The sequence below is a fragment of the Microtetraspora malaysiensis genome (assembly GCF_001528665.1).
Lineage (GTDB): Bacteria > Actinomycetota > Actinomycetes > Streptosporangiales > Streptosporangiaceae > Microtetraspora_A > Microtetraspora_A malaysiensis.
Map to the genome: position 1 here is coordinate 89,123 of NZ_BBYJ01000020.1, position 13,136 is coordinate 102,258.

A 13,136-nucleotide genomic window follows, 5' to 3' on the forward strand; every position below is an offset into this window, starting at 1 on the left:
ACTCGCTCCTTTACTTATCTGCCTCGGGCGTGTCCGCCCTCTTGGTTCCGTCCTGTACGACATGCGGTGGCTCTGTCGTCGTGCTCGGGTCCTCGCGGGCCGTGGCGCCGCGCCGTTCCGAGTCGATCAGCTCGTTGAGCCACCTGACCTCGCGCTCGACCGATTCGAGCCCGTGGCGCTGGAGCTCCAGCGTGTAGCTGTCGAGCCGTTCCCTCGTCCGGGCGAGAGCCGTACGGACGCTGTCCAGGCGCTCTTCCAGCCGGCTGCGGCGGCCTTCCAGGATGCGCAGGCGCACCTCCGCCTCGGTGTGGCCGAAGAAGGCGAAGCGGATGCCGAAGCTCTCGTCTTCCCAGGAGGAGGGGCCCGACTGGGTGAGGAGCTCGTGCAGCCGTTCCTTGCCCTCGGCGGTCAGCTTGTACACGATCTTCGACCTGCGGCCGATGACGGTGTCCGCCGGCGGCTCTTCTTCGGTGATGAGACCGTCGTTGAGCAGCGCCCTGAGGCAGGGGTACAGCGAGCCGTACGAGAACGCACGGAACATCCCGAGCAGGGTGTTGAGCCGTTTCCGCAGCTCGTACCCGTGCAGGGGGGTTTCGTGTAGCGAGCCAAGGACGGCGAGCTCCAGCATGCCACCACGCGGGCCGGTCACCGGAACACCCCCTTGTATCTCGCAGATGTATCGAACCGATACATCCGCAGGATACGTCCGCGCTGGCATACCGTGCAACGTGTCAAGGGCGGGGCGCGATCCGGTAAAGAGCCGTAATCTGTGTCACATGCGGTCAGAGTGGACGCCCGGGACGGGGCGTGCTGAGCGGACGGCGCGCGTGCCGATCCGCCGGGACCGCATGGAATCGCGCGCTCCCCGCGGTCGCGCGGGATACCCCTTTTTCCCGCCTTATATCGCTAATGTGACCAAGATCACGCCCCTGGAGCGTGATCGGCGTGAACACTTGGCGGCCAGGGTAAAAGGCGCGCCGTTCCCTCCCGTGATGCCCCGGGAATGCGGTGAAGTCCCCGTCCATGTGGTTCAGGTCTGCCAAGGTTGGGGCTGGAACCACAGGAACCGCCCACCCGTTCCCGGCACGGACGGCGGTCCGCCGGTTCGGGGCGGTCTCCTGAGGAGGCGCGCTCACCCGCCGGCCCGCACCGGCGACATTCCCCCTGATGACTGAACGAGGACGCGTGACTTACAGCAGCTATGGACCGGAGCCGACCGGCCGTCCCGAGGATCCCTCGGGCTCCGGTGGATCAGCCCGCTCTGGGCGCCGCCGTCGCGCGGACGCCGCGCCCGGTGATCAGTACGGCCGTGCCCCCCAGGGACCTCCCGGCGAACGGCCGGGCGCCCCGCGTCGCAGCGAGGCGGCCTACGAGGACACGCAGGGCATGTCGCCCGTGCCGCCCCCACAGCGCCCGGGACCCGATCCGCGTAGGAACGGTCCCGGTGGCCCTGGCGGACAGGAGCGCACCCAGCACATGCCCCGGCCGGACGGCCCCGGCGGTCCTGGTCAGCCCGGGAGGCCGGGCGGTCCCGGCGGCCCTGGTGGCCCTGGTGGCCGGCCGGGTGGGGACCGGACGCAGGTCATGGGCGCGCCTTCGGGTGAGCCGCGTCGCCGGAGCGACGGTGAGGAGACCCAGGCGCTGGGCGCGGACGGGCGGCGCCGCAGGGGCGAGCCCGGCCCGGGTGGTCGCGGTCGCGGAGGGCCGGGAGGCCGGGGTCCGGGAGGGCCCGGAGGCCGCGGGCCGCGGGATCCGCGCGACATCGACGACGACGATGACGACCGCAAGCCGCGCCGTACCGGGTGGAAGCGGTTCATCCCCAGCTGGAAGATCATCGTGGCCGGGTTCACCGTTTTGGTGGCCGGCGTCTTCGGCATGATCGCCATCGCGTACGCGAACACGCCGGTCCCCGTGGGGGCGCAGAAGGACGCCACGGCCGAGGGCAGCGTGATCTACTACCGCGACGGCAAGACCGCCATCGGCCGCGTGGGCCAGACACGAGTGAACATCGAGGACATCAACAAGATCCCCCGGCATGTGCAGGACGCGGTGATCGCCGCGGAGAACCGCAGCTTCCGCGAGGACTCCGGCATCTCCTTCAGCGGCCTGATGCGGTCGGTCTGGATGACCGTCACCGGCGAGCAGGTCCAGGGCGCTTCGACGATCACCCAGCAGATGGCCAGGAACTACTACGACGGCCTCAGCAGGGAGGTCAGCGCGCAGCGCAAGATCAAGGAGATCTTCGTCGCGGTCAAGCTCAACAAGGAGAAGAGCAAGGACTTCATCCTCCTGCAGTACCTCAACACGGTTCCGTTCGGTCGTGGCGCCAACGGGATCGAGGCGGCGGCGCGGGCCTTCTTCAAGAAGCACGTCTGGGAGCTGAACGAGGCCCAGGCCGCCTACCTCGCCGGCCGCATCCAGAGCCCCAGCCGGTTCGACGTGGACGAGCAGAAGAAGAACTTCGCCCCCACCCAGGAGCGCTTCGCGTACGTCATCGACGGCATGGCCAAGCTGGACCCGGCCAAGTACGGCGGGCTCCCGGCGAAGTACGGCGTGCAGGACGCCAAGCTCGTCGACCCCAAGAAGTTCCCCAAGCTGGCGAAGGAGAACAACAAGGACGTCATGGGCGGGCTCAAGGGCTACATGATCATCCAGGTCATGGAGGAGCTCAAGCAGCAGGGCGTGTCACCGGACATGGTCAGGAGCGGCGGCTACAAGATCATTTCGACGTTCGACAAGCGGTTGATGGTCGAGGCGCAGAAGGCCGTGAAGGGCGTCACCAACGGCATGTCGAGGGAGTACAACGCCGGGCTCGCCGCGGTCGATCCGCGCAACGGCAGGGTGATCGCCTTCTACGGCGGCGACAACTACGTGACCAGGAACTGGAACAACGCGTTCGACTCCAGGAAGCAGGCGGCCTCGGCCTTCAAGCCGTACGTGCTGGCTGCCTGGCTGGACGCCGGCCACAGCCTCAACAGCTACGTGCCGGGCAACGTGACGGTGCCAGAGAAGCTGCCCGGGACGACCCCGATCAAGAACAGCCACAACGTCGGCCAGGCCATCGACCTGGTCAAGGCCACCGCCCAGTCGGTCAACACCGCGTTCGCGTCCATGGCGTACACGATGGACGAGCAGAGCGGCACGATCGGCCAGCTCGCCGCGGTGAAGCAGATCGCCATCGGCGCCGGCCTCAGCAAGCAGTGGATGGACAAGGACGTCGCGGACCACAAGTACCTGTTCTCCATCGGCAGTGCCCTGGTGACCCCCGTCGAGCAGGCGGCGGGTTATTCGATCTTCGCCAACGCCGGCAAGCACGTGGACTACCACGTCGTCAAGGAGGTCAAGAAGGGCAACCTCGTCATCGTGCGCGAGCAGGCGACAGCCAGGGACGTGATCAGCGCTGAAGCGGCGGCGGACGCCACTGTGGCGATGGAAGAGGTGCTCAAGACCGGTACGGCCGGGGGCAAGGGCATCGGCCGTCCCGCGGCGGGCAAGACCGGCACGAACAACGACACGAAGGAAGCCTGGTTCGTCGGCTACACCCCGCAGCTCGTCACCGCCGTCGGCATGTACCGCGAGCAGTGCTACACCAAGAGCGGCAAGTTCGTCCCGCTCAAGAGACTGGCCTGTCCCAAGGGATCCTCGGCCAAGGAGGCCTCGCTCGGCTTCGAAGGTGCCGACAAGCCGACCAGCATCTGGCGCACGTTCATGCTGGAGGCGATGAAGGACGAGAAGGTCGAGGAGTTCCCCGGCAAGTCCGGCATCGGCCAGCCCGAGAACATCGTGCCCAGCCCGACACCGACGCCGACGGCCACGCCCGAGGACGATGGGTTCCCCCCGGACGACTTCGGGTTCCCGCCGGACGACACGACCGGCTGCGACCCCATGGACCTCTCCTGCAACGGCGGGAACATGGATCCGGGCGGTGACGGCGGGGAGGGCCCGGTGGACGTCGGCAACGGCTTCGGCCAGGCCCCGGCGCTGGCCCCCGCGCCCTCGCCGTCCGGCGCCAGGAGGACCACGCCCAGCACGGGCAGGTAGCGCCCGAAGCCCCCGCGCGTCCCGTACGCGCGGGGGCTTCGCCTTTTCCGTGAACGGGAGAATCCTCATGAAAGATTCAGCGAGGAACGCGGTGAATTCGCCGCCCGTGACCCGGTATACGCGGTGATCCAGGTGAACATCACGAAAGACCGTTCCACCGTTCTTGGCTTATTGTGCGTACGGCGCCGCTGCTGAAAAGCTGATCGTCGGTGGGCGGAGAGCCGCCCGTACGCCCCCCGCAACCATTTCCCCCGAAGTGAACGATAGGCGCGTGATGACTCGGACCACCAACGCTCCTGGGCCGCTCGGCACGGCCGCGCAGAGGGCCGTGCCGTACCTGCCGCTCGGTCTCCTCGCCGGTCTCGGCGCGGTGCTCGCGTTTCTGTGGAAATGGCCGTGCCGGTTCGGAGGCGCGTGGAACGGCGGCATCGGGCAGTACACGAACTTCTGCTACACCGACATCTATCCGCTCTGGTGGGCCGAGCACCTGAGCGAGGGGAAGATCCCCTACGTCGACTATCCGGTCGAATACCCCGTCGGCATCGGCGCGATCATGGAGTTCGTCCGGCGGCTGGCGAGCGGCGACGGTGTCGCGTTCTACGACATCACGGTCATCCTCATGGGCGGCTCCCTGGTCGCCGGCGTGCTCGTCATGGCGGCCCTGGCCGGGCCGGCCCGCCGCTGGGACGCCCTCTGGTACGCCATCGGCCCGGCGGTCATCCTCTGCGCGTACATCAACTGGGACCTGGCGGCCGGGGCGCTCGCGCTGGGCGGGCTGCTCGCCTGGTCGCGCGACCGGCACGTCCTCGCCGGGGTGCTCCTCTCGCTCTCGGTGGCGACGAAGTTCTATCCGCTGATGTTCTTCGGCGCGCTGTTCCTGCTCACCGTGCGCACCGGGAAGTGGACGCCGTTCCTGCGTACGGCGCTCGCGGCGGCCGGGACCTGGCTGATCGCCAACGTGCCGGTCATGCTGATCAACTTCGAGGGCTGGAAGCGGTTCTACTCCTTCAGCAGCGAACGCGGCGCCGACTGGGGTGGCCTGTGGTTCTTCTTCCAGCGCAAGGACTGGGGCTTCCTCGCCGACGCGGAGTCGCTGAACACGATGGCCATGGGCGCGCTCGCCGTGCTGCTGCTGGGCATCGCGGTTCTCGCCGTGGCGGCCCCGCGCCGTCCCCGGCTGATGCAGCTCTGCTTCCTCGCGCTCGCCGCGTTCATGGTGACGAACAAGGTGTGGTCGCCGCAGTACGTGCTCTGGCTGGTGCCGTTCGCCGTCCTGGCCCGGCCGAAGTGGGGCGCGCTGCTCGCCTGGCAGATCGCCGAGTGCTGGTACTTCTTCTCGATCTGGCTCTACCTCACCGCGCAGTATCCGGAGGGGGCGGACCTCGGCATCGGCGACACCGCGTACTTCCTGTCGGTCTGGGCTCGAGCGATCACGATCGTCGTCCTGATGGCCCTGGTCGTGCGGGACATCCTGCGGCCGGAGCTGGACACGGTGCGGGCATCCGGGGCCGACGATCCGTCCGGCGGCGTGTTCGACGGGGCCGAGGACCGGTTCACGCTCCCGCCCCGGCCGAAGGCCGACGCCCCGGTCGTGGAAGCCTGAAAGGGTGCGACATCGGTTTCCCTGGCCGGTCCTGCCGGTCTGGCTGATCACGCGCCTGGCGCTCTTCCTCGCCGCGACGCAGGTCATCCCGGTCGGGCACGAGGGGTCGTTCGAGGGTGACGTCACGCTGTACGGCAACTGGTCGCGGATCCTGCTCGGCGGTGAGTTCCCCGCCGGGGACGAGAAGTGGCAGTACCCGCCCTACGCGGCGCTGCCCCTGCTCGCGCCGCACCTGCTGCCGTGGAGCTACCGGATCGACTTCTACGTGCTCGCGCTGGGGTGCGACCTGGCGATCCTGCTGCTGCTGTGCCGGTTCACCGTCAAGACCGGCGGCAGCCGTACCGGCGTGTGGGCGTGGACGATCGGCGCGGCCCTGCTCGGGCCGCTACTGATCTCCCGGTACGACCTGATGGTGACCCTGGTCGCGGTCCTCGCGCTCACGCTCTCGACGAACCCGGCGGTGCGGGGAGCGCTGATCGGGTTCGGTCTGGCGATCAAGGTGTGGCCGGTCGCGCTGCTCGCCGGGCTGCGCCGCTGGCGCGAGCTGCTGACCGGCGGCGCCTCGGCCCTGGTCGTCGTGGTGCTCGGCTGCGGCGTGGCCACCCTGGTCCTGCCGCACGCGCTCGACTTCCTCACCGCCCAGCAGGACCGGGGGCTGCAGATCGAGTCGCTCGCGGCCACGCCGTTCGCGCTCGCCCGCGCGCTCGGGTGGTGGGGCGGGTTCACCACGTACCAGCACGGCGCGATGGAGCTCGTCGGGCCCGGCGTGGAGGCGGCCACCCTGGTGAGCGTCGCCGCGACGCCGGTCGCGCTCGTCCTGCTCGCGGTCTGGTGGTTCCGCGCCGCGCCGACCGAGAAGACCTACTATGACGCGGCGCTGACCACGGTCCTGTTCCTGGTGGTGACCAGCCGGGTGCTGTCGCCGCAGTACCTGATCTGGATCCTCGGCGTCACGGCCGTGGTGTTCGCCGCGCGGACCCGGCAGCGGCCCGCCGCCTGGCTCATCCTCGTCGCGACCCTGCTGACCGGGATCATGTACCCCTGGGTGGAGGAGGACTACAGCTGGAGCGGCCGGCTGCCCGGCACGCTGATCCTGGTCGCGCGCAACCTCGTCTTCCTCGCGGCGGCCGTCGTGTCGTTCGTCCAGCTTTGGCGGAGCACCCGCAGGCCGGGCCGGGGCCGGCGCGACGAACTCGCCGCGGTCGGCGAGGACCTGGGCGTTTCCCGGGACGGCATGGCCGCGCGCGGTCCCGGGATCCGAACGGCGTAGGCCCTTACCCGCTTTTACGCGCGCTCAATCCAGAGAAGTTATCCACAGGCTGTGGATCCGCGGTGGGGATCAGAGGTGCTTGCGTAGGAAGGCGATGTCGTCCACCTGGCCCTCGAACGGCGTCTCCACCACGATCGGCGCCTGCGCCTGGCGGCAGATCGCGATGATCCGCTCCGTGTCGATCTGGCCCGCCCCCAGGTTGGCGTGGCGGTCCGCGCCCGAGTCGAAGGCGTCGCGCGAGTCGTTGCAGTGGATCAGGTCGATCCGGCCGGTGATGGCCTTCACCCGGTCCACGACGTCGGCGAGGTCCTCGCCGCCCGCGTGGGCGTGGCAGGTGTCCAGGCAGAACCCGATCATCGAGGCGTCGCGCGCGCCCGAGGTCACCGCGTCCCACAGGCGGGCGATCCGGTCGAGCCGCCGGGCCATCGCGTTGCCGCCGCCCGCGGTGTTCTCGATCAGCACCGGGATGGGGCAGTCCATCCGCTCGAAGACCTTGCGCCAGTTGTCGAACCCGATCTGCGGGTCGTCGTCCTTGTTGACGTGCCCGCCGTGGACGATCAGCCCCTTGGCGCCGATGGAGGCGGCGGCCTTGAGGTGACTCTCCAGCAGCTTGCGGCTCGGGATGCGGATCCGGTTGTTCGCCGTCGCCACGTTGATCACGTAGGGCGCGTGGATGTAGACCTCCACGTCCGAGTCCCTGATCGCGTCCGCGCTCTCCGGGAGGACGGGGCCCTTCCAGCCCTGCGGGTCGCCGAGGAAGAACTGCACGACGTCGGCGTCGCGCGCCGCCGCGTGGGCGAGCGGGTCGTCCTGGTCGACGTGCGCGCCGATGCGCGGGAGGCGCCCGTCCTGGCCACTGCCCATCGTCGTCGTACCTCCGTGGGTCGGGGAAACGTGTGTGGAAGGAGCCGCGTGCTCCTCCGTACGGCCGGGCACGGCGGGAGCGTCCCGCCGTACCGACACTAGGTCGTACCGACACTAGACGGTCCGGTCAGCGCGCGTCCCGATGGCGAGGGGGACCTTAAGCCACCAGTAAAGAGCGTTTCAAGGAAGCGTGACCGGGCAGCCTCCTCGTCAGTGGCGCCGCACGCGCCGGATCGCGAGGAGGCCGATATGACCCCCCGGCTGTTCCGTGTCTTCTTTCTGATCTATCTCGCCGTCGGCGTCTATGTCGCCTGGACGCACCACTATCTGACGCCCGGCGTTCTGCGGCAGATCGCCGAGGCGTTCCTCTCCGTCTTCCTCTGGGTCCTCGTGCTGCTGGGCGTGGACCTCCACCTGGCACGCTGAACGGCCGGGCCCGGCGACCCGGTGTCACGCGTCAGTGGGTCGGGAGGAACCCGCCGTGGGCGATCCCCAGCGCGGCGCCCACGAAGGAGCCCACGATCCCGATGATGATGAGGCTGCGTTGCGGGGTCGTCACGGAGACATACTGCGCGTACAGCCCGCCGCAGAAGCCGATCGTGCCCACCCATGAGGCGACCGGGTGGAGACTGACGACGAACCCGGTGACGAGCGCCAGGAGACCGACGACCAGCGTGCTGACCGCCAGGGCGTTCTCCAGAGTGTGCGGCTTGCCGTCCGTGTTGAGGGTGAGGCGGTGGGTCGGCCTTCTGACGCGGCCAAGAACGTTCGGCATGTGCGTCACCCCTTTCTGCTGCTCAGTTTCCCTCGCGGGGGCGCGTACGGCCAGGGGACTGGTAGCCTGAATCGGCTGTGTTGGATATGCGTGGGGTGGAATTTCCCCGCGCCGCCCGCAGCGTCCTCCTGTCACGGCAAGGCGTCGTGACCGCAAGAGTCCAGAGGAGGTTGGATTCCGCATGCGTCGTTACGAGCTGATGGTCATCCTCGACCCGGCCCTCGATGAGCGCACCGTGCAGCCCTCGCTCGACCAGTTCCTCAGCGTCATCCGCAACGATGGCGGCACCGTGGAGAAGGTCGACGTCTGGGGTCGCCGCCGGCTGTCCTACGACATCGCGAAGAAGGCCGAGGGCATCTACGCCGTGGTCGACCTGACCGCGGAGCCCGCCACGGTGAAGGAGCTGGACCGCCAGCTCAACCTGAACGAGGGCATTCTCCGCACCAAGGTCATCCGTCCCGAGCTCCACTGACCGAGAACGGCCGAGCCCGGCTCTTTTGTCGGACCATGGCCGTACTCTGAGCCCTTGACGGCTGAGCTGACGGGATAGGAAGGCGAAAGCGACCGATGGCAGCAGGCGACACCACGATCACCATCGTCGGCAACCTTGTCGACGACCCGGAGCTGCGCTTCACCCCGACGGGGCAGGCTGTGGCCCGGTTCCGCATCGCATCCACTCCGCGGTTTCTGGACCGCCAGACCAACGAGTGGAAGGACGGCGAAGGCCTGTTCCTGACCTGCAACGTGTGGCGACAGGCGGCGGAGAACGTCGCCGAGAGCCTGCAGCGTGGCATGCGGGTCATCGTGCAGGGACGGCTGCGCCAACGGTCGTATGAGACCAAGGAAGGCGAGAAGCGCACGGTCTACGAGGTCGAGGTCGACGAGGTCGGCCCCTCGCTGCGCAACGCCACCGCCAAGGTGAACAAGACCGCCCGGCAGGGTGGTGGCGGCGGTGGTGGCTTCGGCGGCCCCGCGAACGACCCCTGGGCGTCGGCCAGCCCCGCTCCTTCGAGCGGCGGCGGCTACAACCAGGGCGGCGGCGGCAGCAGCAGCGGTGGTGGCGGCGGCTTCGGCGGCGGCGACTTCAGCGACGAACCGCCTTTCTAGATCACCTTTCCAGGTGACACCAACCCACGAAAACGTATCCGAGCGACCATTCCCGCATCTTGCGGGGCTCTGAAAGGAGCACCACGATGGCGAAGCCGGCACTGCGCAAGCCGAAGAAGAAGGTTTGCCTGTTCTGCCACGACAAGATCTCCTACGTCGACTACAAGGACACGGCGCTGCTGCGGAAGTTCATCTCCGACCGCGGCAAGATCCGTGCTCGCCGGGTGACGGGCAACTGCACCCAGCACCAGCGCGACGTGGCCACCGCTATCAAGAACGCTCGTGAGATGGCCCTGCTGCCGTACACGAGCACCGCGCGCTAAGGAAAGGAGTCTCAGGACATGAAGCTCATTCTCACCACTGAGGTCTCCGGCCTCGGCGCCCCCGGTGACATCGTCGAGGTCAAGGACGGCTACGGCCGTAACTACCTCATCCCGCGCGGCTTCGCGATCCGGTGGACCCGCGGCGCCGAGTCGCAGGTCGCCTCGATCAAGAAGGCCCGTCAGGCCCGCGACATCCGCGACCTGGGCACGGCCAAGGAGGTCGCCGGCCGGCTCGGCGCTCTCAAGGTGGTCCTGAAGACCCGCGCCGGCGAGGGCGGCCGTCTCTTCGGCTCGGTCACCACCGGTGACATCGCCGAGGCCGTCACCGTGGCCGGCGGTCCGCAGCTCGACCGCCGCCGCATCGAGATCGGCAATGCGATCAAGAGCGTGGGCTCCCACCGGGTCAGCGTCAAGCTGCACCCCGAGGTGTCCGCGACCCTGGACGTCGAGGTCGTCGCCGGCTGACCCAGCCGTCACCCGACCGAATCGAAGGGCCCTTCCCGTGCCGGGAGGGGCCCTTCGACGTGCGCGGCCCTTCCCCAGTGGGCCTGAAATAAACGGCCGATAGTATCTAGCCCGTCCCAAACGCGGACCATGCACGATCTTTATGCCATGGAGGCTGAAATGCACCGTCCTTCGCTGTTGCTGGCGCTCGGCGTCCTCACGACGGCGGCGGTCGCGTGCGCACCGGCCACCAACGACGCGGCTCAGCCGGCGGGGGGTGCCGCGGGCAGCCCGGCCGCCGCGGCGAGCTGCGCGAAGGACCAGCTCACGCTGATCACCCCGGGCAAGCTGACCATCGGCACCGACAAGCCCGCGTACGAGCCGTGGTTCAAGAACGACGACCCCACGAGCGGCGAGGGCTTCGAGAGCGCGATCGCCTACGCCGTGGCCGACAAGCTCGGCTTCACCAAGGACGAGGTCGCCTGGGCCACCATTCCGTTCGACACCGCGTACGCGCCGGGGGGCAAGAAGTTCGACTTCGACCTCAACCAGATCTCGATCACCCCCGACCGGGCCAAGGTCGTCGACTTCAGCGAGGGGTACTACACGGTCAAGCAGGGCATCGTGGCGCTGGGCGGCGGCAAGTACGCCTCGGCCACGGGGCTGGCCGACCTCAAGGACGCCACCATCGGCGTCCAGGTCGGCACCACCGCGCTCGACGCGGTCAAGAGCGTGATCCAGCCGGCGAAGGAGACCAAGGTCTACACCCAGCAGGTGGACGCCGTGAACGCGCTCAAGAACAAGCAGGTCGACGCCATCGTGGTGGACCTGCCGACCGCGTTCTACGTCACCGCCGCCCAGGTGGAGAACTCCAAGATCGTCGGCCAGTTCGCCGCCACCGGCGGAACGCCCGAGGAGTTCGGGCTCGTCTTCCAGAAGGGCAGCTCCCTGGTCTCCTGCGTCAACGAGGCCATCGGCGCGCTGAAGTCCTCCGGTGAGTTCGCCAAGATCGAGCAGCAGTGGCTGAGCGCGGCGGCTGGCGCGCCGGAGATGAAGTGACGCAGCCTCCCAAGAGCCCCCGGCAGCAGGAGAGGGAGCGGATCCGCCGTCGGCAGGCGATCCGCTCCAGCTCGGTCGCCACGGCGTCCACCATCGTCTTCCTGGCCCTGGTGGGCGTCCTGGTCACCACCTCTCCGGGCTGGCCGCGGGTGCAGGAGACGTTCTTCAGCCCCGAGGCGTTCGCCCGGTCCCTGCCCGACGTGCTCCACGGCTTCTGGATCAACGTCCAGATCTTCCTCATCGCGGAGCCGATCATCCTGGTGCTCGGGCTGCTGGTCGCCCTGGCCCGGGGGCTGCGGGCGCCGGTCTTCTTCCCGCTGCGGGTGCTGGCCGTGGTCTACACCGACGTGTTCCGCGGGGTGCCGACCCTGCTCGTCATCATGCTCGTCGGCTTCGGCCTGCCCGCGCTCCAGCTGTCCGGCGTGCCGTCCGACGAGATCACCCTCGGCGTCATCGCGCTCGTCCTCGCGTACAGCGGGTACGTCGCGGAGGTCTTCCGCGCGGGCATCGACACGGTGCACCCGAGCCAGATCGCGGCGGCACGCTCGCTCGGGCTGTCCCACGGGCAGGCCATGCGCCACGTCGTGCTCCCGCAGGCGGTGCGCCGGGTGATCCCGCCGCTGCTCAACGACTTCGTCTCCCTGCAGAAGGACACCGCGCTGGTCTCCACGATCGGTGTGATCGAGTCGCTGCGGCAGGCGCAGATCTACGCCGCCGGGAAGTTCAACTACACCCCCTATCTCGTCGCGGCGCTGCTGTTCATCCTGCTCACGATCCCGATGGCGCGGTTCACCGACTATCTGTCGGCGCGGGCCGCCCGCCGCCGCGGCCCCGGAGGTGCCTGATGACGCTCCTGCGCATCGAGGGCGTGTGGAAGAACTACCACGACCAGAGCGTGCTGCGCGGCATCGACCTCGACGTGGCGGCGCACGAGGTGGTCACCCTGATCGGGGCCTCCGGCTCCGGCAAGTCCACGCTGCTGCGTTGCGTCAACCTGCTGGAGACCGTCGACGACGGCGCCATCCACCTGGACGGCGACGAGATCACGGACGTACGCGCCGACGTGGACGAGGTCCGCAAGCGGATCGGCATGGTCTTCCAGTCCTACAACCTCTTCCCGCACATGACCGTGCTGGAGAACATCACCCTGGCCCCGCGCAAGGTCCACAAGGTCGCCCAGGCGCAGGCCGAGGAGCAGGCGCGGGAGCTGCTGGCCCGGTTCGGCCTCGCGGACAAGGCGGGGGAGTACCCCGACCGGCTCTCCGGCGGCCAGCAGCAGCGGGTGGCCGTCATCCGGGCCATCGCCACCCAGCCGCGGCTGCTGCTGCTCGACGAGGTGACCTCCGCGCTCGACCCGATCCTCGTCACCGAGGTGCTGAGCATCATCCGCGAGCTCAAGGACACCGGGATGACGATGATCCTGGCCACCCACGAGATGAGCTTCGCCAGGGACATCTCCGACACCGTCTGCTTCCTCGACGGAGGCGTCCTGCTCGAACGCGGCGCTCCCGACCAGATCTTCTCCTCGCCCGAGCATCCGCGTACCCGCGAGTTCCTCCAGCGCGTACTGGACTCCGGACGACTCTGACGCTCCCCGGGGGCGGCCGGCGGCGGTGACGGCCGCGTCCGTGGCGCGTGCGCGGCGCGAGC

The 13,136-nt window shown here is 68.9% G+C and carries 14 protein-coding genes; 11 read left to right on the forward strand and 3 right to left on the reverse strand.

What is annotated here, in order from left to right:
- Window positions 1-10: 10 nt before the first annotated feature.
- Window positions 11-649 (reverse strand): PadR family transcriptional regulator, encoded by a 639-nt coding sequence (locus AWQ71_RS25880; RefSeq protein WP_218001966.1) that lies wholly within the window; start codon window positions 647-649, stop codon window positions 11-13.
- 935 nt (window positions 650-1,584) lie between these two features.
- Here AWQ71_RS25880 and AWQ71_RS25885 point away from each other — a divergent pair.
- The 3 genes from AWQ71_RS25885 to AWQ71_RS25895 all read left to right on the forward strand — a co-directional run bounded on the left by AWQ71_RS25885 (window position 1,585) and on the right by AWQ71_RS25895 (window position 6,914).
- A complete protein-coding gene (locus AWQ71_RS25885; RefSeq protein WP_067137603.1) occupies window positions 1,585-4,041 on the forward strand; it encodes a transglycosylase domain-containing protein in 2,457 nt (818 codons plus the stop codon).
- Window positions 4,042-4,315: 274 nt separating this feature from the next.
- On the forward strand, window positions 4,316-5,644 hold the full coding sequence (locus AWQ71_RS25890; RefSeq protein ID WP_067137605.1) for a glycosyltransferase family 87 protein: 1,329 nt from the start codon (window positions 4,316-4,318) through the stop codon (window positions 5,642-5,644).
- 4 nt (window positions 5,645-5,648) lie between these two features.
- Window positions 5,649-6,914 (forward strand): glycosyltransferase 87 family protein, encoded by a 1,266-nt coding sequence (locus AWQ71_RS25895; protein WP_067137607.1) that lies wholly within the window; start codon window positions 5,649-5,651, stop codon window positions 6,912-6,914.
- 69 nt (window positions 6,915-6,983) lie between these two features.
- Here AWQ71_RS25895 and AWQ71_RS25900 read toward each other — a convergent pair whose 3' ends face one another.
- A complete protein-coding gene (locus tag AWQ71_RS25900) occupies window positions 6,984-7,778 on the reverse strand; it encodes a deoxyribonuclease IV (RefSeq protein ID WP_067137609.1) in 795 nt (264 codons plus the stop codon).
- Between the two features lie 249 nt (window positions 7,779-8,027).
- Here AWQ71_RS25900 and AWQ71_RS42760 point away from each other — a divergent pair, with 249 nt between their 5' ends.
- Window positions 8,028-8,204, forward strand: a complete 177-nt coding sequence (locus tag AWQ71_RS42760; RefSeq protein WP_169806629.1) for a hypothetical protein — start codon at window positions 8,028-8,030, stop codon at window positions 8,202-8,204.
- Window positions 8,205-8,235: 31 nt separating this feature from the next.
- On the opposite strand, the gene AWQ71_RS25905 is transcribed toward AWQ71_RS42760, so the two are convergent.
- Entirely contained in the window at window positions 8,236-8,553 is a 318-nt protein-coding gene (locus AWQ71_RS25905) for a hypothetical protein (protein WP_067137611.1), read from the reverse strand.
- A 181-nt stretch (window positions 8,554-8,734) separates the two neighbouring features.
- Here AWQ71_RS25905 and rpsF point away from each other — a divergent pair, with 181 nt between their 5' ends.
- The 7 genes from rpsF (at window position 8,735) to AWQ71_RS25940 (ending at window position 13,074) form a co-directional block, all read left to right on the forward strand.
- Window positions 8,735-9,025 (forward strand): 30S ribosomal protein S6, encoded by a 291-nt coding sequence (rpsF, locus tag AWQ71_RS25910; RefSeq protein WP_067137612.1) that lies wholly within the window; start codon window positions 8,735-8,737, stop codon window positions 9,023-9,025.
- Between the two features lie 95 nt (window positions 9,026-9,120).
- Window positions 9,121-9,660 (forward strand): single-stranded DNA-binding protein, encoded by a 540-nt coding sequence (locus tag AWQ71_RS25915; RefSeq protein ID WP_067137614.1) that lies wholly within the window; start codon window positions 9,121-9,123, stop codon window positions 9,658-9,660.
- An 86-nt stretch (window positions 9,661-9,746) separates the two neighbouring features.
- Window positions 9,747-9,983, forward strand: coding sequence for a 30S ribosomal protein S18 (rpsR, locus tag AWQ71_RS25920; protein ID WP_061256131.1), 237 nt, complete (start codon window positions 9,747-9,749; stop codon window positions 9,981-9,983).
- An 18-nt stretch (window positions 9,984-10,001) separates the two neighbouring features.
- The gene (gene rplI, locus AWQ71_RS25925; RefSeq protein ID WP_067137616.1) at window positions 10,002-10,448 is read left to right on the forward strand and encodes a 50S ribosomal protein L9; all 447 of its coding nucleotides are present in this window, start codon (window positions 10,002-10,004) and stop codon (window positions 10,446-10,448) included.
- A gap of 159 nt (window positions 10,449-10,607) precedes the next feature.
- Window positions 10,608-11,486, forward strand: coding sequence for an ABC transporter substrate-binding protein (locus AWQ71_RS25930; protein ID WP_157570572.1), 879 nt, complete (start codon window positions 10,608-10,610; stop codon window positions 11,484-11,486).
- The gene (locus AWQ71_RS25935) at window positions 11,483-12,331 is read left to right on the forward strand and encodes an amino acid ABC transporter permease (protein WP_174550762.1); all 849 of its coding nucleotides are present in this window, start codon (window positions 11,483-11,485) and stop codon (window positions 12,329-12,331) included. The genes AWQ71_RS25930 and AWQ71_RS25935 overlap by 4 nt, the downstream gene beginning before the upstream one ends.
- Window positions 12,331-13,074, forward strand: coding sequence for an amino acid ABC transporter ATP-binding protein (locus tag AWQ71_RS25940; RefSeq protein WP_067137622.1), 744 nt, complete (start codon window positions 12,331-12,333; stop codon window positions 13,072-13,074). The genes AWQ71_RS25935 and AWQ71_RS25940 overlap by 1 nt, the downstream gene beginning before the upstream one ends.
- The last annotated feature ends 62 nt before the right edge of the window (window positions 13,075-13,136 follow it).

Excerpts from the sequence above, each read along its gene's own strand:
- AWQ71_RS25940 (WP_067137622.1), top strand. The coding sequence starts at position 12,331 with ATGACGCTCCTGCGCATCGAGGGCGTGTGGAAGAACTACCACGACCAG.
- rpsF (WP_067137612.1), top strand. The coding sequence starts at position 8,735 with ATGCGTCGTTACGAGCTGATGGTCATCCTCGACCCGGCCCTCGATGAG.
- rpsR (WP_061256131.1), top strand. The coding sequence starts at position 9,747 with ATGGCGAAGCCGGCACTGCGCAAGCCGAAGAAGAAGGTTTGCCTGTTC.
- AWQ71_RS25900 (WP_067137609.1), bottom strand. The coding sequence starts at position 7,778 with ATGGGCAGTGGCCAGGACGGGCGCCTCCCGCGCATCGGCGCGCACGTC.
- rplI (WP_067137616.1), top strand. The coding sequence starts at position 10,002 with ATGAAGCTCATTCTCACCACTGAGGTCTCCGGCCTCGGCGCCCCCGGT.
- AWQ71_RS25905 (WP_067137611.1), bottom strand. The coding sequence starts at position 8,553 with ATGCCGAACGTTCTTGGCCGCGTCAGAAGGCCGACCCACCGCCTCACC.
- AWQ71_RS25930 (WP_157570572.1), top strand. The coding sequence starts at position 10,608 with ATGCACCGTCCTTCGCTGTTGCTGGCGCTCGGCGTCCTCACGACGGCG.
- AWQ71_RS42760 (WP_169806629.1), top strand. The coding sequence starts at position 8,028 with ATGACCCCCCGGCTGTTCCGTGTCTTCTTTCTGATCTATCTCGCCGTC.
- AWQ71_RS25885 (WP_067137603.1), top strand. The coding sequence starts at position 1,585 with ATGGGCGCGCCTTCGGGTGAGCCGCGTCGCCGGAGCGACGGTGAGGAG.
- AWQ71_RS25890 (WP_067137605.1), top strand. The coding sequence starts at position 4,316 with ATGACTCGGACCACCAACGCTCCTGGGCCGCTCGGCACGGCCGCGCAG.
- AWQ71_RS25915 (WP_067137614.1), top strand. The coding sequence starts at position 9,121 with ATGGCAGCAGGCGACACCACGATCACCATCGTCGGCAACCTTGTCGAC.